23 protein-coding genes are annotated in these 24171 nt (G+C 29.4%); 12 read left to right on the top strand and 11 right to left on the bottom strand.

Annotated features, from left to right (window positions below; translation table 11 throughout):
• Nucleotides 1-61 precede the first annotated feature (61 nt).
• The 3 genes from cas9 to GQ540_RS02405 all read right to left on the bottom strand — a co-directional run bounded on the left by cas9 (nt 62) and on the right by GQ540_RS02405 (nt 5694).
• A complete protein-coding gene (gene cas9, locus GQ540_RS02415) occupies nt 62-4633 on the bottom strand; it encodes a type II CRISPR RNA-guided endonuclease Cas9 (protein WP_291796783.1) in 4572 nt (1523 codons plus the stop codon).
• A 247-nt stretch (nt 4634-4880) separates the two neighbouring features.
• Nucleotides 4881-5069, bottom strand: coding sequence for an antibiotic biosynthesis monooxygenase (locus tag GQ540_RS02410; RefSeq protein WP_367205894.1), 189 nt, complete (start codon nt 5067-5069; stop codon nt 4881-4883).
• Between the two features lie 379 nt (nt 5070-5448).
• A complete protein-coding gene (locus GQ540_RS02405) occupies nt 5449-5694 on the bottom strand; it encodes a GIY-YIG nuclease family protein (protein ID WP_367205892.1) in 246 nt (81 codons plus the stop codon).
• Nucleotides 5695-5883: 189 nt separating this feature from the next.
• Between GQ540_RS02405 and mtaB the strand changes: the two genes are divergently transcribed.
• The 7 genes from mtaB (at nt 5884) to GQ540_RS02370 (ending at nt 11307) form a co-directional block, all read left to right on the top strand.
• Entirely contained in the window at nt 5884-7218 is a 1335-nt protein-coding gene (gene mtaB, locus GQ540_RS02400) for a tRNA (N(6)-L-threonylcarbamoyladenosine(37)-C(2))-methylthiotransferase MtaB (protein WP_291796780.1), read from the top strand.
• An 18-nt stretch (nt 7219-7236) separates the two neighbouring features.
• Nucleotides 7237-7878, top strand: coding sequence for a MarC family protein (locus GQ540_RS02395; protein ID WP_291796776.1), 642 nt, complete (start codon nt 7237-7239; stop codon nt 7876-7878).
• Nucleotides 7878-8537: an alpha/beta hydrolase gene (locus GQ540_RS02390; RefSeq protein ID WP_291796773.1), complete on the top strand. Its 660-nt coding sequence runs from the start codon at nt 7878-7880 to the stop codon at nt 8535-8537. The genes GQ540_RS02395 and GQ540_RS02390 overlap by 1 nt, the downstream gene beginning before the upstream one ends.
• Nucleotides 8538-8611: 74 nt before the next feature.
• On the top strand, nt 8612-9538 hold the full coding sequence (locus GQ540_RS02385) for a lytic transglycosylase domain-containing protein (RefSeq protein ID WP_291796770.1): 927 nt from the start codon (nt 8612-8614) through the stop codon (nt 9536-9538).
• 95 nt (nt 9539-9633) lie between these two features.
• A complete protein-coding gene (locus GQ540_RS02380; RefSeq protein WP_291796767.1) occupies nt 9634-10011 on the top strand; it encodes a sulfite exporter TauE/SafE family protein in 378 nt (125 codons plus the stop codon).
• Nucleotides 10012-10075: 64 nt separating this feature from the next.
• Nucleotides 10076-10999, top strand: a complete 924-nt coding sequence (locus GQ540_RS02375; protein ID WP_291796764.1) for a sterol desaturase family protein — start codon at nt 10076-10078, stop codon at nt 10997-10999.
• A gap of 47 nt (nt 11000-11046) precedes the next feature.
• Nucleotides 11047-11307 carry a DUF1456 family protein gene (locus GQ540_RS02370; RefSeq protein ID WP_291796761.1) on the top strand — a complete coding sequence of 87 codons (261 nt, stop codon included), beginning with the start codon at nt 11047-11049 and terminating at the stop codon, nt 11305-11307.
• A 29-nt stretch (nt 11308-11336) separates the two neighbouring features.
• Here GQ540_RS02370 and GQ540_RS02365 read toward each other — a convergent pair whose 3' ends face one another.
• The 8 genes from GQ540_RS02365 to GQ540_RS02330 form a co-directional block, all read right to left on the bottom strand.
• Nucleotides 11337-12278, bottom strand: coding sequence for a nitronate monooxygenase (locus tag GQ540_RS02365; protein ID WP_291796758.1), 942 nt, complete (start codon nt 12276-12278; stop codon nt 11337-11339).
• Nucleotides 12279-13898: a S8 family serine peptidase gene (locus GQ540_RS02360; RefSeq protein ID WP_291796755.1), complete on the bottom strand. Its 1620-nt coding sequence runs from the start codon at nt 13896-13898 to the stop codon at nt 12279-12281.
• Nucleotides 13899-13973: 75 nt separating this feature from the next.
• Nucleotides 13974-15161, bottom strand: coding sequence for a tRNA 2-thiouridine(34) synthase MnmA (gene mnmA, locus GQ540_RS02355; protein ID WP_291796752.1), 1188 nt, complete (start codon nt 15159-15161; stop codon nt 13974-13976).
• A 107-nt stretch (nt 15162-15268) separates the two neighbouring features.
• Nucleotides 15269-15460 carry a cold-shock protein gene (locus GQ540_RS02350; protein ID WP_291796749.1) on the bottom strand — a complete coding sequence of 64 codons (192 nt, stop codon included), beginning with the start codon at nt 15458-15460 and terminating at the stop codon, nt 15269-15271.
• A 97-nt stretch (nt 15461-15557) separates the two neighbouring features.
• The gene (locus GQ540_RS02345) at nt 15558-16955 is read right to left on the bottom strand and encodes a YiiX/YebB-like N1pC/P60 family cysteine hydrolase (RefSeq protein WP_291796746.1); all 1398 of its coding nucleotides are present in this window, start codon (nt 16953-16955) and stop codon (nt 15558-15560) included.
• A 244-nt stretch (nt 16956-17199) separates the two neighbouring features.
• Nucleotides 17200-17826, bottom strand: coding sequence for a carbonic anhydrase (locus tag GQ540_RS02340; RefSeq protein WP_291796744.1), 627 nt, complete (start codon nt 17824-17826; stop codon nt 17200-17202).
• A 110-nt stretch (nt 17827-17936) separates the two neighbouring features.
• Nucleotides 17937-18374 (bottom strand): heme-binding domain-containing protein, encoded by a 438-nt coding sequence (locus tag GQ540_RS02335; RefSeq protein WP_291796742.1) that lies wholly within the window; start codon nt 18372-18374, stop codon nt 17937-17939.
• 3 nt (nt 18375-18377) lie between these two features.
• Nucleotides 18378-19364 (bottom strand): DUF1028 domain-containing protein, encoded by a 987-nt coding sequence (locus tag GQ540_RS02330; RefSeq protein WP_291796740.1) that lies wholly within the window; start codon nt 19362-19364, stop codon nt 18378-18380.
• 176 nt (nt 19365-19540) lie between these two features.
• On the opposite strand from GQ540_RS02330, the gene GQ540_RS02325 reads away from it, so the two are divergent.
• The 5 genes from GQ540_RS02325 to GQ540_RS02305 all read left to right on the top strand — a co-directional run bounded on the left by GQ540_RS02325 (nt 19541) and on the right by GQ540_RS02305 (nt 24146).
• On the top strand, nt 19541-20116 hold the full coding sequence (locus tag GQ540_RS02325; RefSeq protein ID WP_291796737.1) for an adenylosuccinate lyase: 576 nt from the start codon (nt 19541-19543) through the stop codon (nt 20114-20116).
• 48 nt (nt 20117-20164) lie between these two features.
• The gene (purB, locus tag GQ540_RS02320) at nt 20165-21508 is read left to right on the top strand and encodes an adenylosuccinate lyase (protein ID WP_291796734.1); all 1344 of its coding nucleotides are present in this window, start codon (nt 20165-20167) and stop codon (nt 21506-21508) included.
• On the top strand, nt 21508-21873 hold the full coding sequence (locus GQ540_RS02315) for a hypothetical protein (protein WP_291796731.1): 366 nt from the start codon (nt 21508-21510) through the stop codon (nt 21871-21873). Before purB ends, GQ540_RS02315 begins: the two co-directional genes overlap by 1 nt.
• A gap of 8 nt (nt 21874-21881) precedes the next feature.
• Nucleotides 21882-22649 (top strand): TerC family protein, encoded by a 768-nt coding sequence (locus GQ540_RS02310; protein ID WP_291796727.1) that lies wholly within the window; start codon nt 21882-21884, stop codon nt 22647-22649.
• 186 nt (nt 22650-22835) lie between these two features.
• Entirely contained in the window at nt 22836-24146 is a 1311-nt protein-coding gene (locus tag GQ540_RS02305; protein WP_291796724.1) for a TolC family protein, read from the top strand.
• Nucleotides 24147-24171 lie beyond the last annotated feature (25 nt).

The following is a 24171-nucleotide window of genomic DNA, read 5'->3' as shown; positions in this document are numbered from 1 at the left end:
TACCCTTAGAGTAAACACCTACTAGGTTTTAAAAACCTAGTAAGTGTTATATGCATTTTTTTTATTTTGCTAGTGCTATACTACCCAACCTATCCACTTTTAGTTTCCAACAGAGTCCTTTTATCATTTTATTATCAATCGTTTTTTCCATTTTGTTTAAAGCAGAAAATTCTTTCTTATTCCAAATTGAGGTTGCAATATCATTTCTTAAAAAGAAACATTGATTGCTGCTAGAACTCACCATTTTATATACTCTTTCAACTTGTTCTTTACTTAAGTTATTAAAATTAACGGTTGTAGGTTTATCTAGTTCTTCATTTGTTGGAACATACACCAAATCGTTTGGTGATAGTGAGAACAAAAATTGCACTGGTATTTCTTTCCCTTTTGAACCTAACACATTTTTTACAGGTATTTCTGTTCGTTCGTTTTTAGATAAGTGTGCTACTTGTTTTTGGTGCTCTATCACTTCATTTAAAGGTATAGTTTCGTATTTTCTATTCCCCGCTTCGTCTTGGTAAATGGCAAAAAATAAATTTGTTCCTTTAGCAGCTTCTACATATTTATCTTTTCTATTTCCTTTTAATCCAATATTAAATTTACTACCTACTTCATATAGTCTTACTTTATAAATAGGTTGGTGTTTTTTATTTCCGTTTAATTCAACAATATTTTTATTCAATTCTTCTACTCCTTCAGAAGAAAAAGCTACATCAAATTTTTCTTTGCCATTTTCATCAACATAATTTTTTATGTGATTTTCTAATATCTTTTGAATTCCTGTATCTGTAATACTTTCCAAATGTTTACGAGTAAATTTATCGGTTAAAGCTGTACGAGTTGCCGTAGCTTCAATATTCTCGTAAATAGCTATTTTCTTCAACTCTTTATCTGCTACTTTAATTGGGTTCTTTTTAAAGTGTGCTTTTACTTTATTTACATTGTTATCAAACAAAACAAAAGCAACTTTAATTTTATTTTTAATGCTTTTATCTACAATCATTTTATAATTTACAATAGCTAAATTCAAGTTTACTAAACCTTTTTCGCGTTTTAATGTAACTTTACCTGCTACCGTTTCTTTGTGCATTGGTTTACGTATTGCCCAATTATCACCTTTGTTTTGTGGTACTAGCTGTTTTTTCCATTGCCCCTCTTTTTCTACCCATTGCATTGTTTTATTATTGGTTTTATTAATAACACGTGTATTTTGTTTAAAACTAATAACGGTTTTTTCTAAATGAGTTTTTACATTAGAGGTAAAGTTGCTCCAAGGCATTAAAAAATGTTTGGTGTAATTACCTTCTTTGTTTTTTATTAATAGCGCATCTCTTAATCCAAAATTTTTATTTTCGGTATTTAAAGCTCCTAAATAATTAGTGTGCTTTTTGGTACAACAAGCTATTACTAAAGCATCTAAAGCGTGATGCCTATGGTCAATTCTTTTTTTATTAAACCCTTTAGAAAGCTCGTTGGGTACTGTTGGTATAATAACCCCGTTGGTGTTTTTAGCTGTAAAGTTATTGGTATTTGTTAACTCATTTAAGCGTATAAACCGTGGTAAAACAAGCTCGTTCCATTTATCGTTTAAGCCCCAATCTTGTTTTAATTTTGAGGTAATAGCACCCGTAACAGGTACAATATGTTTAGAAGTGGCTTCTTTCTCATTGTCTTCTCTTACTAAATTACTTAGCAAGCCCTTTACCAATGTGCTAATATATCTACTATCGTTTAGTTGCCTATTGATAAAACCTTCAGGAACATCTTCACTCAATAGGTTTTTAAGCTTGGTTCTATTCTTTTTAAAATAGTTTTCGCAATGTTTTTCATAATGTTCTTTACTTAATACTTTTATCCCATCAACAATACTTCCTCCTTTTTTAAGGATGTATTCGTAAGCAGTCATATTACTTTTATCTCTATTAATTTCGCTTTCACAAATTACTTTATTACTTAAGGAATTATCAAAATAGCGAGATTGTGGTATCACATGCTCAATTTCATATTGATGCGTAAATAATTTACTTAAAGGTATAATTTGTCCAGTATATGGTGAAATATACCCTTGCTCTAGCCATAATTTATATTTATAAATTTCAGCTTTTGTTGGTAAAGTGCTTTTTCTTATTTTTTCAATATCATCGGTTACATCAATACTTTGATAAACACCTTCTTCATATATTTTTAAAATTTCTTGCTGACTTGGGGAATATGGTTTCACCTCAGAAACACCTCCGTCTTTTAATTCTTGAAGTATGGCCTTTATACGTTGGTTGGTATTTTCATTTTCAGAAACTTTCGCAGACATTCTTTTACGTTTCTCTGCTGGGTTTTTCATTTCCCTACCTAACTCTATATGAATTTCATTAAAGAAATTTTCTTCGCTATTCCCATAATGCAACCAAATATCACGTACTGTACGTAAGGTTTCTGTAACTACCTGTTCTACAATAGGATTTCTTAAACTATGTTGTTTAAAGTCGTTTAAATAATTAGTAATATTTTGTGGAGTTCTCCATTGCATTAAATCACCTGCTTCGGAGTGTCTTTCATAAACCACATAACAGGCTTGGTACGTATTTAAACCTGCTAAATGGTTCTTATCTTTAAAAACTACAAAGCTTTTAAGAAATTGTTTTGGAATTTCATCATCAGATATAGATTGAAGTTTATTTTGTTTATCCTCTTTAAAAACCTCTTCATCGTAATTTATACTCTCTAATCTTTCTTTTATATTTTCAATTCTATCTTTTACTTCTTGATTAATAGCACTTTCAGCCCAATATTTACCTCTACGCATTAAAGGAATTAATTTTTTTATTGCTTTTACCGAATATGCTCCAAAATCAGATTTATAAGGCGGAAATTTTAAAAAGTTTTTCTCAAAAGACTCTTGATCTAAGCCTATTTTCTTTGCAAAGTTTTTTATTGCTTGTTCAAACTCGTTTTTATCTGTTACAGAATATACAATATGCCATAACTTATACTCCATTTCTGGAGTTAAAAAAGCATCTACATCAAGATTTTTCACTTTTTTTAGCCGTGTGATAAATTGTGTTTTTGTCTCGTTACAAGGATATTTTTTATCCACTACATAATTCCATCGATAGTTTTTATCATCTTTTTTTTGCCTTGAGATTAATTTTAAATCACTAAAATATTTAAGTATTTGATGCTGTTCAATTTCTTTTTTTCCATTCAAAAAATCAAATAAATCTACCCAGTCATCTTCTGTTTTTAATAATTCAGTTGTTATATCTACATCTTCTTTGACTTGTATTTTATAAATTTTTAAATTACTTAAAAATTGCCATAACCGAAACTCCTGAAACAAAGGGTGTGATTTCGGTATTGCTTTTATTGGCTCATTAACCCAAATTTGCTTCTCCTCTTTGGTTAATTTATCAATGATGGTTTTCTTATACTTTCTTGTTTCATAAGTACAACCTGAAATAGTAGATTTTTTACTTTTTAAAGGTCTTTGATAGAAAATAATATCATCCATAAAAAGGTACTCAAAACCTTTGTCTTTAATATTGTTTTGATGTGCTTCGTTTCTTGGATATAATTCGTTTACACATTTAGCATACAAATCTTTATTTAGTAATTCAGAATGATATTTTATTTGAGTTTCAAGTAGTTGTTTAAATTCTTTTTTGTAAAACTTACGTTCAATTGTTTTTACTAATTTTCCTCTAATTTTTTGTGTAGGATTTTGTAAAAGAGTATCGTAAATAAACTGACCTACACTTTTGTTAGCACACTCAATATCTTGCTCTGTTTTAGTTTTTATGGCTATCCAATCTTGTTCAGAATCTACTGCTTTAAATGTTCTTTTTATTTCTCCATCTTTTTTAACAGTACTTGTAACTATAAATTCTTTTGTTTTCCCACTCCAGCTTTCTGTTTTAACAATTTGCTTATCGTACTTCCAATCATTCTCAAAAACAACATCATATAATTTATCTCCTGTTTTCTTTATTACTTCTCCCGAATCAATTAGCTCTTTTACTTTTAAAGCAATATATTCTTTTGTTTTACCATCAACAATCTCTTCCTCTTCTCCTCTCAACTGATAGTACCCTCTTTTTTGATTAAAATTAAGAATAACCCAAGCCAATTCTTCTTTGGTTATTTTTTTGGTCAATGCTTTTTTTCGCAAATAATACAACGTCCAATCATAAGGGATTTTTATTTCTTGTCCATTGGCTTTAAATTCTTTTACCATTTCATTAAAAGAATCCATAAAAATAAACTCGTGTTTCCCTTTTGTATTTTTTCGGTAATTAAGTTTTACCTCTGTGTTATCTTTAAATTGCCCCAAATGTTTTTCAAAATCTATTGAATTGGCATAATGGTTTGGTAAAAAACCTAACACATTTAAAACCCTATGTAAACGTTCCCTACGTAATAAATTTCGTTGTAATAACCTTCGTACACCTCTGTATCCTGTCCTTTCTGCTGTTTGTGAAATAGAAACCCCTGAGTCAAATTTCCCTAAAACATCTTGACTCATTGGAATAATTCTACTTCCAACACCAATTATATTTCCTTCCTTTTTATTAAAGTCTGTTTGTAATAATGACCAACCGATACTGTTAGTCCCTAAATCTAGGCCTAGTATTTTTTTCATAACGTTTTTTTTGTAGAAACTAAATTTATAAAAATAAAAACTTTTAAAAGTTGATATTTATCATAAAGTTTATCTAGAAAAAATAGTATATTTGAAGTACAAATTTGAAAGCAATTCACAATAAGGATTATTCCGTTGTGAAAACATTTAAAACGTCATTTATTAAGTTAAATGTCTTTTTCTTTTATACTTATGTTAAATGAAGATGTCAAACCCATAATCTCGTTCCACTTTACAAATTCTAACTTTAAATTTTTGATACCAAGTACTTCTCCCCCTTTTCTCTAGCTTCTGAATGTTCTATATTGAATTTCCATTTTTTAATTGCTTCCAAACTATTCCAATAACTAACTGTAATTCCTACTTCATTTCTGGCAGATTCAATACCTAAAACCCCTTCTTGTTCTTTTGCTAATTCAATCATTTTATTTGACATAATAGTATAACCTTTATCATCTTCAGTTTTAATTGAAGTGAAAATTACTGCATAATAAGGTGGTTTTGGTGTAGTTCAACTATTTTTTATTTATTTTGGTTTTCACTGAACTTCCTAAAATCGGTTTCATATTTATATTTTTAGGTTGCATTCGCAGTTATATGTTAGGCTACAGGTATCCAAACGCTGTAAATTGTGAATTGTAACAAACTTGGTATAAATTCCTACCGAAGCCTGTGCTCGCGAAGGCGGGTGCAGAAATGACAAACGTTTTTCTTTTGCTGTCATACCTGTGAAAACAGGTATCCATACTAATCAATCAAAATATCATCATACCAATCTTTTGCAAGATCAATCCAAGGTTTATTTTCCTCTTCTATTAATTTGATTTTCCAATCACGTTTCCATTTTTTAAATTCTTTTCTCTATCAATGGCTTCACTCACATTTTGAAAAATTTCAAAATACATGAGTAGACTAACTCCATATTTTTCAGTAAAACCTTTTTTAATCCCAACCTTATGCTCGTATACTCTTCGTTGTAAATCGTTGGTAATTCCAATATATAAAGTTCCTCGAATCTTACTTGCTAGGATATATACATAATATTGATGGATAGTTTTCATTTATACACTTATTGTGAGTTCCTACCTAATTAATCTCAATAACGTACAATGGATTCCTGCCTGCGCAGGAATGACACTTATTTGACCTGTCATACCTGTGAAAATAGGTGTCCACACGTTTTGATTATAGATTCTTATCATATTATAAAAATAAATTTCAGTACTTTTGCACCCTATAAATGTACAAGAATGAGCGCACAAAAAAAAGTCGCATTTTATACACTTGGGTGTAAACTAAATTTTTCAGAAACGTCAACTATTGCTCGAAATTTTCAAAATGAAGGTTTTGACCGTGTTGATTTTGATGAAAAAGCTGATATATACGTAATTAACACGTGCTCAGTCACTGATAATGCTGATAAACGTTTTAAAACAATTGTAAAGTCGGCTTTAAAACAAAATGAAAATGCTTTTTTAATTGCCATAGGTTGCTATGCGCAATTAAAACCTGAGGAATTAGCCGCCGTTGATGGTGTTGATATGGTGTTAGGTGCTACCGAAAAATTTAAGGTAACCGATTATATAAACGATCTTTCAAAAAATGAAATGGGAGAAGTGCACTCTTGCGAAATTGAAGAAGCCGATTTTTATGTTGGTTCCTACTCAATTGGTGATAGAACACGTGCCTTTTTAAAAGTACAAGATGGTTGCGATTATAAATGTACGTATTGTACAATACCTCTAGCCAGAGGTATTTCAAGAAGTGATACCTTAGAAAATGTACTTCAAAATGCGAAAGAAATTTCAGAAAAAGGAATTAAAGAAATTGTATTAACAGGTGTAAATATTGGCGATTACGGAAAAGGTGAATTTGGAAACAAAAAACACGAACATACATTTTTTGAATTAGTACAGGCGTTAGATAGTGTTGAAGGAATTCATCGTTTACGAATTTCATCAATTGAACCTAATTTGCTAACCAATGAAACTATTAATTTTGTTTCGAATTCAACTAGTTTTGTACCACATTTTCACATTCCTTTACAAAGCGGAAGTGATGCATTACTAAAATTAATGAAACGCCGTTATTTGCGTGAAACGTATGATAATAGAGTTGCTGAAATTAAAAAAACAATGCCAAACGCTTGTATTGGTGTTGATGTAATTATTGGGTTTCCAGGTGAAACGGATGCTTTATTTTTAGAAACTTATAATTATTTAAACGAATTAGATATTTCTTATTTACACGTTTTCACGTATTCTGAAAGACCAAATACTGAAGCTGTTGAAATGGATGGTATTGTTCCTCAAAAAGTACGTGTAAAACGTAGTAAAATGTTGAGAGGATTGTCTGTTAAAAAGCGTAGAGCTTTTTATGAAAGTCAGTTAGGAAATAAGCTAACCGTATTATTTGAAAGTGAGAACAAAGAAGGTTTTATTCACGGATTTACTGAAAATTACGTAAAAGTAAAAACACCTTGGAATCCTGAATTAGTAAACACGCTTCAGCAAATAAAATTAACTGAAATTGATGAAGATGGAATTGTACGCTTTGATTGGGTAAAAGTTCCTACTTTTGTTTAAAAACATAATTTAAATACTGTGCTTGAATTATACACCACTGCAATATTAGTTTTTACTTCGTTTTTCACGTTGATAAATCCGTTGGGTACCATGCCCATATTTATGTCAATGACAGCTTCATTAAGCAAACAACGACGTAAACAAACCGCAAAAAAAGCAACATTGGTTGCCTTTTTTACAATTTTAGCATTTGCATTTTCCGGACAAGTTTTATTTAATTTCTTCGGAATTTCTGTGCACAGTTTTAGAATTGTTGGTGGTTTTATATTTTTTATAATGGGATGGGATATGTTGCAAGCTAGATTAGGAACTATAAAACATACTGATGATGAAGATAAAATTGATGCATATGTTGATGATATTTCCATAACACCATTAGCCATTCCTATGATTTGTGGACCTGGAGCAATTACCAATGCTATTATTTTAATGGAAGATGCACAAGAAGTACCTCAAAAAGTTGTTTTAATTTCGGTCATCGCTTTTGTGCTATTTTTAACTTATTTAATATTAGTTGGCGCAAGTAAAATTACAGATAAACTGGGTGAAACCGGTAATAAAGTAATGATGCGATTAATGGGGTTAATTGTAATGGTTATAGCTGTAGAATTTTTCTTTAGTGGTTTAAAACCAATTATTTTAGACATTATGAATAGTTAATGAAACACTCTAAAACTCATATCTATTTTGTTCCTGGTTTAGCTGCAAGTTCAAAAATATTTGAACATTTACAACTTCCAGAAGATAAATTTGAACTGCATTATTTGGAATGGTTAATTCCCTTAACCGATAAAGAATCTATTGAAGATTATGCTGAAAGAATGGCAAATTTGGTAACTGAAAATAATCCTGTTTTAGTAGGAGTTTCTTTTGGAGGAATTATGGTTCAGGAAATGAGTAAATTTTTAAAAACTAAAAAAGTAATCATCATTTCAAGTGTTAAAACATCAAACGAGTTTCCAAAACGATTAAAATTAATTCAAAAAACAAGAGCTTATAAATTATTCCCTACCAAAAAAATATCAAATTTTGAAGAGTTTTCAGTGTATGCTTTTGGCAATTTTGCTGAAAAGCGTGTAAAATTATACAAAGAGTATTTATCTGTTAGAAATGAAACATATTTAACTTGGGCTATTTACAATGTTTTAAATTGGCTACAAGATAAACCTCTAGAAAACTGTACACATATTCACGGAACTGAGGACCATGTATTCCCAATAAAACATATTGATAACTGTATTTCAATAGAAAATGGAACACACATTATGATTCTCAACAAAGCAAAATCAATTAGTAAAATTATTACTGAATTATTTTAACTGTTAAAAAAGTAATCATGCTATTTTAAATTCAAAATAATTTGTAAATTAACATTCAACAAACACACTATATTATGAACAAATCAATTAAAATTTTAGGCCTTATTGCCATAATAATGATAAGTTCATTATTAATTTTCGCAACTAAAACAACAAATTTAAAAGACGTTAACACCAATATTTCAAGCGATAAAAACACAAGTGAAACGTATCAAATAAAAGCGCTAAAAATTCCGGCTGATCTTAAATTTGCAGGTGAACTTGTTCCTCTTGAAAAAGCAGATATTAAAGAACGAATTGATAGAGAACTACTTGTAAATACGTATTGGCAATCTAACGGATTACTGCTTATTAAAAGAAGTCATAAATATTTCCCTATCATTGAACCAATTTTAAAGAAAAATGAAATTCCAAACGATTTTAAATATTTAGCAGTTATTGAAAGTGGCTTGCAAAATGTAACATCGCCTGCAGGTGCCAAAGGTTTTTGGCAAATAATGAAAGCTACAGGTAAAGAAAATGGATTAGAAATAAATGACAATATTGATGAACGCTACCATTTAGAAAAAGCAACTCAAGTTGCTTGTGATTATTTAATTGCAGCTAAAGAACGATTTGGAAGTTGGACATTAGCCGCTGCTGCTTATAATGCCGGAAATGCTGGTGTAGCTCGTAAAATTGAATCTCAAAAGGTTAGCAATTATTATGACTTACTTTTAGGTGAAGAAACTCAACGTTATGTTCCTAGAATGGTTGCTTTGAAAGAAATATTAACAAATCCACAAAAATATGGTTTTGAATTTGACACTGAAGATTTGTATAAATTAGAAGCAACAAAATTAATTGAAGTTGATACTATAATTACTGATATTGCACAGTTTTCAAAAGATTTAGGCATCAATTATAAAGTGTTAAAATTGCACAATCCGTGGTTACGTGAAAATAAACTAAACAATAAATCACGCAAATTATATCAACTGAAAATTCCTACTGAAAACTAATATGAAACGAGCATAACAAATTTTTATCCACAAAGGAATGATTAAAGGCGAACAGCAGCTGTTACCGTAAAAAAATATGATTTAAACAGATGAAAATGACATTAACAACAATTATTATCTTAGTTATTATTGGATTATTAGCAGGAGTATTAAGTGGCTTAGTAGGTGTTGGCGGTGGAATTATTATGGTTCCGGTGTTTATTATTTTTTTAGGGTTAACACAACACAACGCTCAAGGGTTAAGTTTAGCCGTAATGCTTCCGCCTGTTACTTTTTTAGCCGTTTACAATTATCATACTGCAGGTGATGGTGGAAATATAGATTGGAAAATTGCCTTAATAGTTTCTGTACTTTTTATAATTGGTGGATTTTTAGGTTCAAAATTAGCGCTTCAAATTGATCAAAGACTCCTAAAAAAAATATTTGGTGTAATGATGTTAATTGTTGCTATTAAATTAATTTTTACGAAATAATATTAATCATAAAAATTCTGTTAAATTAACCCTATATTACTCCCCTTAAATTTAAAACTTATAAATGGATTTCACCAACCCATTAGTATATGGAGTACCTTGCTTCTTAGCACTAATATTACTTGAACTTACCTATAGCAAAAGTCATAACAAAAAAAACTTGTACGAATGGAAAGATTTAGGAGCTAGCCTATTTATGGGAATTGGTTCTGCAATAATTGCTCCTTTAATTAAAACGATTTCTGCTATTGTAATATTCACCTTTATTTTTGAGGTTTTTAATCCTGAAATAAATGGTATTAGAACAAACATTTTAGGATGGGAATCATTTGGTTATGCATGGTATATTTGGATTGCTTGCCAACTATTAGATGATTTTACCTATTATTGGTTTCATAGGCAAAATCACATGGTTAGAGCATTATGGGCTGCTCACATAGTTCATCATTCTTCAGATAATTATAATTTAGGAACTGCTGTAAGAAATGGTTGGTTTACAATTTTATATAAACCTTTATTTTATATGTGGCTTCCTGCCTTAGGATTTAGACCTGAAATGGTCATAGTATGTTTAGGAATTGAAGCCTTATGGCAATTTCAATTACATTCAGTGTATATTCCAAAAATGGGATTCATAGAAAAGATATTTAACACACATACAATGCACCAAGTTCACCACGCAAGAAATCTAGAATATATGGATAAAAATCATGGTGGTTTTCTAAATATCTTTGATAAAGTTTTTGGAACTTGGAAAGAGTTAGATGATACTGTTGCTATTGAATATGGAGTTACACACGCCCCAGACTCTTACAATCCTTGGGTAATTCTTACTCACGAGTATAAAGACATTTGGAATGACACTAAAAAATCTAAAAATTTATATCACAAATTTATGTACACATTTGGGGCTCCAGGCTGGAGCCATGATAATAGTACACAAACTGTGAAGCAAATGCAACTAGAGCTTAAAAATGAAAAAGTATAAATCTAGTTTATTTAGATTTATGCTATATAAAAAATTATCTTTACACCATGGGATTAACAAATAATGACGTTTTTAAAAAGTTAAGAGTAGCTCACAAATTTAGAGATACTGATATTATTGATATCTGTAAATTGGTTGACTTTAAAGTTTCAAAAAGTGAATTGGGTGCTATATTTAGAAAAGAAGACCATCCAAAATATATGGAATGTGGTGATCAATTTTTACGTAACTTTTTAAATGGATTGGTAATACATTTACGCGGACCAATGCCTAAAAAAGACGATAAACAACTTCCTACTAAAAAATAAAGAAGACTACACATCTAAACTTAACAGGTTTAAAAACTTGTTAGGTCTTGTTTTACTGTTTCAAATTCTTCAATAATTTCTTTTAAAATTTCAGCAGCTGGTTTAATTTCATGAATTAATCCAGCAATTTGACCAATTTCTAATTCTCCATTTTCTAAATCACCTTCAAACATTCCCTTTTTGGATCTTGCTCTACCTAATTTTTCTTTTAATTGTTCAACTGTAGGTTTTTGTTGATATAGTTCTTGAAGTTCATTAAAAAACTGATTTTTAATCAGTCTAACGGGAGCTAATTCTTTCAAAGTAAGTTGTGTATCACCATCTTGTGTTTTAACAACTGCTTCCTTAAAATTTATATGTGCTGAAGATTCTTCACTTGCAACAAATCTACTTCCTATTTGAACTCCATCTGCACCTAAAACCATCGCTGCCAACATTCCTCTTCCTGTAGCAATTCCACCAGCGGCTATTACCGGAATTGCTAATTTTTCTTTTACCATAGGTATTAAAGTAAATGTTGTAGTTTCTTCTCTTCCGTTATGGCCTCCTGCTTCAAAACCTTCAGCAACTACAGCGTCAACACCTGCCAATTCAGATTTCACTGCAAAATTTACACTACTCACTACATGAACTACAGTAATATTATGTTCTTTTAAAAAGGGAGTCCAAGTTTTAGGATTTCCTGCTGAAGTAAAAACTATCTTAACACCTTCATCTACAATTATTTGTAGTATCTCTTCAATATTAGGATATAACATTGGCACATTAACTCCAAAAGGTTTATTGGTTACTTTTTTACATTTTTTAATATGTTCTCGTAACACATCAGGATACATAGAGCCTGCTCCTATTAAACCTAAACCACCAGCATTACTAACTGCTGAAGCTAGTTTCCAACCACTATTCCAAATCATACCTGCTTGTATTATTGGATATTGTATTTTAAAAAGTTTAGTAATTTTATTATTCATTTAATTCTTAAGTACTTTAATGGTTTTAACTACATCACTATATGTTACTTGAACCATATATAATCCTTTTGATAATGAAGAAATATTAGTTCTTGGAGTATTTTTATTTACTAAGTTAGATGCTACTTTTTTTCCAAGTATATTAAAAACTGTGACTTCCATTTCTGAAATGTCAGTGGGAAATTTAAAATTTATAAAATCTCTTGTCGGATTTGGGAATAACGAAAACTCAATAATATCTTCTTCTTCATCAATATCAAAAAGGTTATATATCGTTTCAAAATTTGGAATTCCAAAACCTTCTTGATTTGTTGGATTTGTATACAAATGCGATGATTCTTTAATTAACTGAACTATTTCAGCATTATTTTTATCCTGAAATGCTTGCCATAAACACGTAATTACACCTGTTAAAACTGGAGATGAAAACGATGTACCGTTTGAAGTTGCAACATTTCCAGAACTATTTATAATATATACATTTGCTCCTTGCGCGCAAACATCAGGCTTTATTCTATCATCAAACGTTGGTCCAAAAGAGCTAAAACTGGCAATTGTTCCTGAAGCATTTACCGCACCAATACTTAATACTAAAGGTGCATCAGCAGGAGCACTTACATAATGCCAAGCGTCATTTCCTGAATTTCCAGCAGAATTTACCACAATCATTCCACGCGAAAAAGCAACCTCTGCTCCTCTTGAAATAAATGTTGTTTGTCCATCCATATCTGCATATTCGTAATTGTAATTTGAATTGTCAAAAGTTGTATATCCTAATGATGTATTTATAACATCAACACCTAAACTATCTGCTCTTTCTGCAGCTTCAACCCACAAACTTTCTTCTAAAGGTGTTTCATTTACTGCATCTTCAGAAATAAATAGATAGAACTTAGCATCAGGTGCTGTACCTATAAATTGATTGTCTAAATAACCTCCAATTGTTGATAAAACAGCCATTCCGTGATAATGACCTGTATAAAAATTAGCATTTCTATTTACAAAATCGTAACCTCCTAAAATTTGATTATTATCTCTTATTCTTTGAAAAGCCGAAAAATTATCTACATTAGGAAAACCAGCATCAATAATGGCTATTTGCATGCCTTCACCTGTAAAATTATTTTGATGTAATACTTCTCCTTTTAACATTTCAATTTGGTTTGCTCCATTTCCATAGTTAAAATCTGTAGAAAAATCTAATGTTTTATTTTGATGAATTATCTTTGACTTAATTCGATTTTTACTTGAAATATTTAACGATTTATTTGCAAATTCTATTTTAGATACAAAACTTAAATTTAATAAATTATTGATGTCTGTTTCTGTACCTTGTACATGAAGTGCATTTAACCATTTTGACCTTGCTTTTATTGTGATACCTATTGAATTGTTAACCTGTAAAACATAAGAAGCTTCAACCGGAACATCTTTAAAATCTAATGAAATACTATAACGTATTCTTCTATCTAAGGCTCTTTGTGTGAGCATAGTTAATGGTGAAGCAGTAAATGTAGTTTCACTTGGCTTATCATTAAAATATACCCAAGCATCTTCATTTTGAGCAAATAATGTAACAAGCGAAAAAAACAAAATAAATGTGAGTAGTTTTCTTTTCACAATAATTAGTTTAGGGGTTTCACTCTCAAAATTACTTATTTTTATTGAATTTTTGAATTTTATAAGTGATTAAGATTAAGAAATTACTCCAGAACCTAATAATTCATTATTGATATACCAAGCTACAAATTGACCTTCAGTAATTGCAGATTGTGGATTTTTAAATTGAACATACAAACCCTTTTCAACTTTGTACAGTATTGCTTTTTCTAACTTTTGGCGATACCTGATACGACTTTTAACTTCCATGGTTTCGCCATTTTTAAGTGCCAAATCTTTCCTAATCCAATGCAATTCCTCATTTGTTACAAACAATACGTTTCTATACAAACCGCTATGCTCTTTTCCTTCACCTGCATAAATTACATTTTCAATAACATCAGTTTCAATAACATATAAAGGTTCTTTCATTCCTCCAACTGCCAAACCTTTACGTTGCCCTTTTGTAAAATAATGAGCTCCTTGATGTTTCCCAACTATTTTACCATCTTTAATGGTGTACTTATATTTTGTTGCGAAAAACTCTAGTTCAGCTTCTTTATCCTCAAATTTGGGAATAGTTCTATTAAATAATTCTGAATTTTTTGGTATTTTAACAATAACACCTTCTTTAGGCTGTAGTTTTTGTTGTAAAAACTCAGGTAAACGAACTTTACCAATAAAACATAAACCTTGTGAATCTTTCTTTTCAGCAGTAATTAAATCTTGATCTGCAGCTATTTTACGAACTTCAGGCTTTGTTAATTCACCTATTGGAAATAACGCTTTTGACAACTGCTCTTGAGAGAGCTGACATAAAAAATATGATTGATCTTTATTATTGTCTTCTCCTGCTAATAATTTATAAACTGTTTCTCCTTCTATTTCTTCAACTCCTTTTTTACAATAATGACCGGTAGCCACATAATCAGCTCCTAATTCTTCTGCAATTTTTAAAAAAACATCAAACTTAATTTCACGATTACATAAAACGTCTGGGTTTGGTGTACGCCCTTTTTCGTATTCATTAAACATATAATCTACAATACGTTCTTTATATTGTTCGCTTAAATCAACTACTTGAAAAGGGATTCCTAATTTATCTGCAACAATCATAGCATCATTACTATCTTCTAGCCAAGGACATTCGTTTGAAATTGTCACAGAATCATCATGCCAATTTTTCATAAACAAGCCTATAACCTCATATCCTTGTTCTTTTAATAAGTATGCCGCTACACTACTATCAACTCCGCCAGAAAGGCCTACAATTACACGTTTCATTTAAAAAATTTTAGTTTGCAAAGTTACGCATTCATTTTAAAATAAGCCATAAAAAAAGCCTATCAAAAAAAGATAGGCTTTACATTTTAAAAAAGTAATTATATATCTTAAATAACTTTTACGTTAACTGCGTTTAATCCTTTTTTACCTTCTGTTAATTCGAATTCTACTTCATCTCCTTCACGAACTTCATCGATTAAACCAGAAATGTGTACAAAATGTTCTTTGTTTGAACCTTCTTCAGTAATAAATCCAAATCCTTTGGCTTCATTGAAAAACTTTACTGTTCCTTTACTCATTATTGAAAATTTTAAATATTTATGAAACAAAGATAATATCTAAAATTCAAATCACCTAATTATTAATATATCAATTGATTAAAATATGTTGTTGCTTTTAATGAAGACTCTTTTTTAGCTTTTTTATTTGTTTATTTTTTAATGTTGGAAGTTGATCAAAAACCTCAAAAATTTCGTCATCATCAATTTTCACTCCATCTAAATATAAATTAATTGGGTAAAAAGCACCTCCTTTTAATCCTTGTTTAGCAACTTGATCTACAGAAATTGTGTTAATCCCCATATTGTTAGATGTATTAAAAATAACCTCGTCAAATGTTATATAATGTAGTTCTGAACAAATAATTTTTTTGCTTGATTCTACATTGTAACCAAAATCATATTTTTTCCCAATTTGAGCAAAAGCTCTAATAATCATTTCTCTTTTTTTCTCAATTGAAGGTTCTACATTCAACCTTAAATGTGCATAATCGTCAATATTTGTAAAATCTTTAAATGTATTAAAGGCAACTTTGCTTCTTAAAGCTTCAATAATCACATGCTTGTTTTTAATTATTTCATGATATGCTTCAATAATAGGATGATTCCATAATCCCAATTCTTTTAATTGAGTTTCATTTCCAATATAAATGGCAGCATGTCCCCAATATCCTGGTATAAATTTATCAGTTAATCTAAAAGGTGTTTTTTCTAAAATCACATCTAAAGGTTGTAATATGGGTAAAGAATTTACAACAAACCTATTGTCATTCAGTAACTTACCTTTTCTAATAGCAAAAATTCCAATAAAATTACTGACAACATTTGATACGCCCGAAAATATATTATTTAAAAAGTTATTAAAATTAACTTCGGTATTAAAGATGCTTCTTTTATTAATAAGTTTTCTAAAATATTTTTTTGAGGTCTTTATATTACGGGTATTTGATAAATAATTTTGATAATATGGGGTTAACAAAATAGCATTGTGTATCTCTTTATTTTTAAATTCATTTGAAGTATTAGTTGTTATTTGTTTTGAAGAATTCCAAGTTTCAAGAATTGATTTTCTATACTTTTTAGAAAGTAACGTCTTTTTTAATCTTTTTAAAGATTTTTTATCATTTCTATATAATTTATTTTCTTCATTTATTAAATTGTTAACTTTTGAATTGTCCCCAACAATTTTTTGTTGAGCCAAGTAGGTTTCTAACGCTTTAATTTTTAAATGAGTAGAAATTAAATTATAAAACTGTTTATTTTCAGTTAATTTCAGTTGTTTTTGATTAAAAAATATTGATTGATTTAAAATTATAATTCTATCTGAAAAGCTTTTATTAAGTGTTTTAATATCTTTTCCATTTAACACATAATTCTTATGCTTAATTTTTTTAAAATACTTTAAACTATCATTCAATTCTTTTTGAAAAACCTGATGCTTTTCTAATAAATTTAAATAACTATTATAATCGTTATCTACTCTACTATCAACAACTTCACCTTCATCAATCCCCATAAATTGAGAATTATTACTTTGGCTATAAACAGATTGAAATTGTAAAAATAAGATCAAAAATATAAACAAAAGTCTCTTGTAAAAAACGCAAGTATTTTTACAGACTGTAATGCTAAAAATTAAACTTCTATCTGTAAACACAATTAATGGTAAATTTAATTAAGACTATAAGATACGAAATTTAAGCTATTTTAACTTAAAAAGAAGCTCAAAAATTTGAGTTAAATAACTAAATGAAATACTGTTAAGAAAGATGGTATATTTCCATAATATCTTTTAAAATTTTATCAAAATCAATTTTAAGATCAATTAATTTACCGCTTTGAATATCCCAAACCCAACCATGAACCGTTATTTCTCGTTCTTTAAACGCCTTTTGAATGGCAGCAGTTTTTAAAATATTTACACATTGTTCTTGAACATTTAACTCTACCAATTTATTGTATTTATTATCTTCACAACTAATAGCATCTAATTCACTTTTGTGCAATCTATAAACATCTCTAATATTTCTTAGCCAAGGGTTTAACAGTCCTAAATCTTCCGACTGCATTGCTGCTTTTACACCACCACAATTATAATGTCCACAAACAACCACATGTTTTACTTTAAGATGCGTAACGGCATAATTAATAACAGACATTACATTTAAATCTGTATTAGGCACCATATTTGCAATATTTCTATGTACAAAAACCTCTCCAGGTTCTAAACCCATTAGTTCTTCAGCAGAAACACGACTATCTGAACAACCTATATATAAAATCTCTGGGTTTTGACCTTCTGAAAGATTCTTAAAGTAGTTTTGATTAATTCCAAGTTTCTTAACAATCCATTTTTGGTTGTTATCAAATATTTTTTTTATGTCCAAAATCTTCTATTTTTAATATTCTTAATTTTTATTGAAATCTGTAGGTTTTCTGCTTTCAAAAAACGCTCACTTATTTTCCTACTTTAAATTATCTTCGGTATCTAATTCCTTTATTCTGAAGGAATTGTTTTTACCCAATTTAATATTGTTTCATACTGATTTTTTGTCAACTCAGCTTCTTTATGAAGTATTAAGTAACTTTTTAAAGGCATTTTATGTTCCTCAATTTCTTCTTCTAAATCTTTTAAAATATGGCTTTTTTGATCTTTATTATAAGCTGCCCATTCAGAAAAATTTAAATGCTCTTTACCTTCATTTACATGTTGAGCTAAATACCAAGATACCGGTGCAATTTCACTATACCAAGGGTATTTTGTATTGTTTGAATGACAATCTGCACATGAAGTTTTAATAATTTGTTGTACTTCTTCAGGAACATTTATTATCGTTGAAATATCATTTGCAAAGTCTTTTGAACTATTTTTTTCTGGGCGAATAAATTGTATTAAAATTAGTCCAACTAAAACCCCTAACAGTATTTTCTTCATTTCTTATAATTTTAATAGTTCTTGCAATTGAAACTCATTTACGATCAATAACTTTGCTTTCACTAATCTTGGAGTTAACTCTTTCCATTTCTTATTTTGTTTAAATATTTTTTTAAAAATTTGTTTAGCTTCAACTAGCTCTTCATTATTTGCCAAAGTTACGGCATACCAGTATTTCATTTCTAAATTATCTGGATTTATTTTTTGAGCATTCTTATAATGTTCTTTTGCCAATTTAAAATTGTTATGTTCAACAGCTAAATCGCCTTTATTCATAAATTCATACGCTTTATGAATTGTTAATAATCTTCGCATTTCCTTTAAAGGATTTTCACTGTCTTCAACACGTAAATCAACAACTTTGTCTTCCCAATCATTCCCCGTACTTTTCCCTTTAACTACTAAAATAGCAACAGATTGTTTACCTCTCATATCGCCTCCTTCATTTTGTGCGGCTTCCATAGCTATAAGCATTCGTTCTGCTAAACTTCCTTCAGCAGTTTTAAACGCTTTAGCCATTGCAGGCCAAACCGTATTCTTTTCCATTAAATTAGCTTGTACAGAAAAATTATCACCCATAAGATGACCTGCAGCTTCAATACATTTTTCACCTGTATAAGCATTTACATTCCCATGTACATCTAAAATTGCTAATTGACGAACATCTCTGCCTTCATCCAATTCTAGTAACGTTTCTACAGCTAATTTTGGTGTTAAACCATTTTCCAATAAACTTAACCCTCTTGGTCCAAATGAAGGATTTATAAACGATTGCGTTGCAACAACTCCAACACCTGCTTTTCCCCAAGCAACTAAACTACCAACAGAAAACCAATGAGATTGAACAGCGACACCCATCTCACCCGTTACGGTATCTCTTGCAACTATTGAGTATGTATGTGCAAATGGTTCCTTTTTAGAATATACTTGTTGAGAAATTCCCTCAAAATTTAGAATTAAAGTTAGTAGTATTACAATTGATGTCCTCATTATTTATTAATTTTAAAAAATAAAGATACTATTCTTTTCATATAATTAAACACTATTTATGATGATTTCAAATTTTTGGCTTTACACAATTATGGCTATTGTACTATTACATGTAATAGTAGGTTTTGCGTATATATTGTATAAATTGTCACCAAAAAAAAAGGATAAACAGAAAGATGAATAAACCCTTTTTAATACAACAGCTTGAAAATATTAAAAATGCAAAGCGTGAAAACCGTTTAAGAGTCGCTAATTTAGTAATAGAAAATAAAGAACTCTTTAAATATTTACTTGAAATTGTTTTTGAGTTTGATAACAAACTATCTATAAAAGCAGCTTGGGTTTTAGAGTTTGTTTGTGCTGAAAAATTAAACTGGTTAGCGCCTCATCTAAATTATTTTACTGAGAATATTAGCAACGTGAAATTTGATAGTGCTGTACGACCTATGTCAAAAATTTGCGAATTTTTAGCAAAAGATTATACTTCAAAAAATAATTCAATTATTAAATCTGAAATCAATTCAATACATATTGAAAAAATTATTGAAACTGGTTTTGATTGGTTAATAGGCAAACAAAAAGTTGCAGTCAAAGCTTATACAATGGAAATGCTATTCCTTTTTGGTAAAAAAGAAAAATGGGTACACAAAGAATTGCAATTAATTATTCAGCAAAATATGATAAATGAAAGTGCTGCATACCAAGCTCGTGGAAAGAAAATTTTAAGTTGGATAAACAAGAAAAAAATCTAATTTTCACGTTAATTTAGTTATTTTTGCAAAACAACTCAAACTAAAATAATGTCTTTAACAATTTTAAATGCAATATCTCCAATTGATGGTAGATACAGAAACAAAGTAGAAAGTTTAGCACCATTTTTTTCAGAAGAAGCCTTAATTAAATATAGAGTAAAAGTTGAAATTGAATACTTTATTGCTTTATGCGAAATTCCTCTTCCTCAATTAACAAATTTTGACAACGCGCTTTTTGATGAATTAAGAAGTATTTACAGAAATTTTTCTTCTAGTGATGCACAAAAAATTAAAGACATTGAAGCTATTACAAATCACGATGTAAAAGCTGTTGAATATTTTATTAAAGAAAAATTTGACATTCTTAAACTTCAAGAATATAAAGAGTTTATCCACTTTGGATTGACTTCACAAGACATCAATAATACTGCAACACCACTTTCTATAAACGATGCTTTTGATATTGTTTATTATCCTGAATTAGCAACACTTTTAGAAAAATTAAGACAACTAGCAATCGCTTGGTCAGATGTACCAATGTTGGCTAGAACACACGGTCAGCCAGCATCTCCAACTAGATTAGGAAAGGAAATATTGGTTTTTATTGAACGTATTGAACAACAAATTAAACAATTACAAAATGTTCCCTACGCAGCAAAATTTGGTGGTGCAACAGGAAATTTTAATGCGCACAAAGTTGCTTACCCTAGTATTGATTGGAAAGCCTTTGGAACACATTTTGTTGAAAAAGTATTAGGTTTACATCACTCTTTTCCAACAACTCAAATAGAACATTACGATCATATTGCCGGTATTTTTGATGGGTTAAAACGTATCAATACTATTTTAATTGACTTTGATAGAGATATGTGGACCTATGTTTCTATGGATTATTTTAAACAAAAAATTAAAGCTGGTGAAGTTGGCTCTTCTGCAATGCCACACAAAGTAAATCCTATTGACTTTGAAAATTCTGAAGGGAATTTAGGGATGGCAAATGCAATTTTCGAGCATTTATCTGCTAAACTTCCTATTTCACGTTTACAACGTGATTTAACAGATTCAACAGTGCTAAGAAATGTTGGTGTTCCGTTTGGACACACAATTATTGCCTTTAGCTCTACGTTAAAAGGATTGAATAAATTATTAATCAACAAAGAAAAGTTTGCTGAGGATTTAGAAAATAATTGGGCAGTTGTTGCTGAAGCTATTCAAACTATATTGCGTAGAGAAGCATACCCTAATCCGTATGAAGCGCTGAAAGGATTGACAAGAACTAACGAAAAAATTACGCAGAAATCGATGGCCGATTTTATTGAAAGTTTAGAAGTTTCTAATGAAATTAAAGCTGAATTAAAAGCAATAACACCAAGTAATTATACCGGAATCTAATGAAGAAAAATGCACTAATAATATTCGTTTTTATAGCCCTTTTCTCATGTAAAAGTGATGAATTAAACCAAGACCGATTTAAAATTGGAACTTTTGAAATACCAGAAGGAAAAGGATACGAAAAAACGATTATTATTAGACAAGACTCACTTCAAATTGAAAAATACGAAGATAGAATAGACTCACTTTCAATTACTTGGAAAAACAATTTTAATTACACACTTAAAATGCTCCATCCAAAAACAGCAATTGATGAAGATCCTATTTATGTTAAAATAACGAACATTAAAAAAGATTCTTATGAGTTTGAAGCTGTAATTGGACATTCAAATTTTAAACAAAAAGGAACTATTTATAAAAAATAAATTAAGCTATGGAACTATTTTTACAAGCAGATACTTGGGTGGCATTATTAACACTTACCTTTTTAGAAATTATTTTAGGTATTGACAATATCATCTTTATTTCAATTACTGCAGGTAAACTTCCTGAGAATCAGAGAAAAAAAGCAACAAGAATAGGATTACTTCTAGCATTGGTATTTAGAATTATACTATTATTTGGTGTTTCTTATTTAATTTCAATGAAAGACCCTTTTTATACAATTAACTTATCTTGGTTTAAAGCAGGTATAACTGGGCAAAGTGTAATTTTAATTTTAGGAGGAATCTTTTTATTGTATAAAAGTACTAGTGAAATTCACCACAAAGTTGAAGGAATTACAGCTGATGGAGCTTCTAAAAAATCAAAAACTGTATCAACTTTAGGAATGGTTATTTTTCAAATTGTAATGATTGATATTGTGTTCTCATTTGATTCTGTTTTAACAGCAGTTGGAATGACTAATGGTATTGAAGGCGCTTTAATAATTATGATAACTGCTGTAATTGTTTCTATGATTATTATGATGATTTTTGCCACTCCAGTAGGTAAATTTGTAAATGAACACCCAACCATACAAATGTTAGCTTTATCTTTCTTAATATTAATAGGTTTTATGCTAGTTACAGAAGGCGCACACTTATCAAATGCTGAGATATTTCATCAACATGTAGGTGCAATACCAAAGGGTTATTTATATTTTGCTATCGCTTTTTCACTAGGTGTAGAAGCTTTAAATATGAAGGTTCGAAAAAAATAAGAACCTTATTTTCATCACACCACCTCAAATATAGCTGGTGAAAATTGTTGAAACTTAACATAAAAACAACTCTAAAAGTTTTTATGTAGAACATCGTGTTATAAATGTTACACAAGTATGTGTTATTTATTACTCTATAAGACTAAAACCTCAATTACTTTTGTCCTGTACTAAAAAACAAAAACTATGCGAATTAAGAATAATATTTTATTGTTACTTTTCACTTTTACCATCTTTATTAGCAACGCTCAACAAGAACAACTTATTTCTTTTGATGAAGTGCTAAATAATGTTAAAAAAAACAATCATACAATTAAAATTTCAGAACAAGATTTTACTGTTGCAAAAGCAGATTACAATCAAACAAATGCAGTTTTACTACCAAATATTTCTGTTTCACATACAGCAATAACAACTACAAACCCGTTAATGGCTTTTGGTTCTAAATTAAATCAGGAAATTTTAACACCAGCCGATTTTAATCCCGCATTGTTAAATGATCCAAATGAAATTAAAAATTTTGCAACTAAAATTGAAGTCCAACAACCTATTTTCAATGCAGATGGTTTGTACATGAGAAAAGCTGCAAAAGCTAAAATGAATGCTGTTGAATTACAATCACTAAGAACAAAAGATTACATAAAATTAGAAGTTACTAAAGCATATATGCAATTACAAGTTGCTTACAAAGCTGTTGAAGTATTAGAAAAAGCAAAAGAAGCTGCGCTTGAAAACAAAAAAATTGCTAATAACAACTTCAAGCAAGGATATATGCAAAAAGCAGATTTACTTTCAGTTGAAGTTCATGTAACCGAAGTAGAAAATCAATTACTTACAACAAAGAGTAATGTTAAAAATACTTCTGATTATTTACAATTTTTAATGGGTAAAAATACCAACACTACATTAAAACCATCAACACAATTAGAGGCAACCTTAAACTTAGATATTTATAGCGAACAACTTTCAACTAACAGAGCTGATATTGAAGCTATGGAAAAAAGTACTGAAGCCTACACAAACATGCATAAAGCCAATAAATTAAGTTATTTACCTAGGTTAAATGCTTTTGGAAGTTATGAATTATATGATGATAAATTATTTGGAACCGAAGCAAAAGGATATTTAGTTGGTGCGCAACTATCTTGGAATGTGTTTGATGGTTTTAAACGTGAAGGTAAAACTCAAAAAAGTAAAGCAGAATTAGATAAAGCAGAATTAAGTTTAGATCAATATAAAAACCAAAGTCAGTTAGAATTTATCAAAGCTAAAAGAGACTTAAAAGATGCCGAAAACAAATTAAAGCTTACAAATTTAGCTATGGAACAATCTAAAGAAGCTTTAAGAATTAGAACCAACAGATTTGAGCAAGGTTTAGAAAAAACATCAGATTTATTAATTTCTGAGACTACGTATTTACAAAAACAATTAGAAAATTTACAAACAGTTTTTAGCTACAATTTTACAAAAGCGTACGTAGAATTTTTAAGTAAATAAATTCAAAAAGCAGACACTAACTAAT

The organism is Lutibacter sp., assembly GCF_013139515.1.
Lineage (GTDB): Bacteria > Bacteroidota > Bacteroidia > Flavobacteriales > Flavobacteriaceae > Lutibacter.
This window is presented reverse-complemented; position numbering and strand designations above follow the sequence as displayed.

Bases quoted from the DNA above. Each gene is read 5' to 3' on its own strand.
- cas9 (WP_291796783.1), bottom strand. From the start codon at position 4,633: ATGAAAAAAATACTAGGCCTAGATTTAGGGACTAACAGTATCGGTTGG.
- GQ540_RS02410 (WP_367205894.1), bottom strand. From the start codon at position 5,069: ATGTCAAATAAAATGATTGAATTAGCAAAAGAACAAGAAGGGGTTTTA.
- GQ540_RS02405 (WP_367205892.1), bottom strand. From the start codon at position 5,694: ATGAAAACTATCCATCAATATTATGTATATATCCTAGCAAGTAAGATT.
- mtaB (WP_291796780.1), top strand. From the start codon at position 5,884: ATGAGCGCACAAAAAAAAGTCGCATTTTATACACTTGGGTGTAAACTA.
- GQ540_RS02390 (WP_291796773.1), top strand. From the start codon at position 7,878: ATGAAACACTCTAAAACTCATATCTATTTTGTTCCTGGTTTAGCTGCA.
- GQ540_RS02385 (WP_291796770.1), top strand. From the start codon at position 8,612: ATGAACAAATCAATTAAAATTTTAGGCCTTATTGCCATAATAATGATA.
- GQ540_RS02380 (WP_291796767.1), top strand. From the start codon at position 9,634: ATGACATTAACAACAATTATTATCTTAGTTATTATTGGATTATTAGCA.
- GQ540_RS02375 (WP_291796764.1), top strand. From the start codon at position 10,076: ATGGATTTCACCAACCCATTAGTATATGGAGTACCTTGCTTCTTAGCA.
- GQ540_RS02370 (WP_291796761.1), top strand. From the start codon at position 11,047: ATGGGATTAACAAATAATGACGTTTTTAAAAAGTTAAGAGTAGCTCAC.
- GQ540_RS02365 (WP_291796758.1), bottom strand. From the start codon at position 12,278: ATGAATAATAAAATTACTAAACTTTTTAAAATACAATATCCAATAATA.
- mnmA (WP_291796752.1), bottom strand. From the start codon at position 15,161: ATGAAACGTGTAATTGTAGGCCTTTCTGGCGGAGTTGATAGTAGTGTA.
- GQ540_RS02350 (WP_291796749.1), bottom strand. From the start codon at position 15,460: ATGAGTAAAGGAACAGTAAAGTTTTTCAATGAAGCCAAAGGATTTGGA.
- GQ540_RS02345 (WP_291796746.1), bottom strand. From the start codon at position 16,955: ATGGGGATTGATGAAGGTGAAGTTGTTGATAGTAGAGTAGATAACGAT.
- GQ540_RS02335 (WP_291796742.1), bottom strand. From the start codon at position 18,374: ATGAAGAAAATACTGTTAGGGGTTTTAGTTGGACTAATTTTAATACAA.
- GQ540_RS02330 (WP_291796740.1), bottom strand. From the start codon at position 19,364: ATGAGGACATCAATTGTAATACTACTAACTTTAATTCTAAATTTTGAG.
- GQ540_RS02325 (WP_291796737.1), top strand. From the start codon at position 19,541: ATGAATAAACCCTTTTTAATACAACAGCTTGAAAATATTAAAAATGCA.
- purB (WP_291796734.1), top strand. From the start codon at position 20,165: ATGTCTTTAACAATTTTAAATGCAATATCTCCAATTGATGGTAGATAC.
- GQ540_RS02315 (WP_291796731.1), top strand. From the start codon at position 21,508: ATGAAGAAAAATGCACTAATAATATTCGTTTTTATAGCCCTTTTCTCA.
- GQ540_RS02310 (WP_291796727.1), top strand. From the start codon at position 21,882: ATGGAACTATTTTTACAAGCAGATACTTGGGTGGCATTATTAACACTT.
- GQ540_RS02305 (WP_291796724.1), top strand. From the start codon at position 22,836: ATGCGAATTAAGAATAATATTTTATTGTTACTTTTCACTTTTACCATC.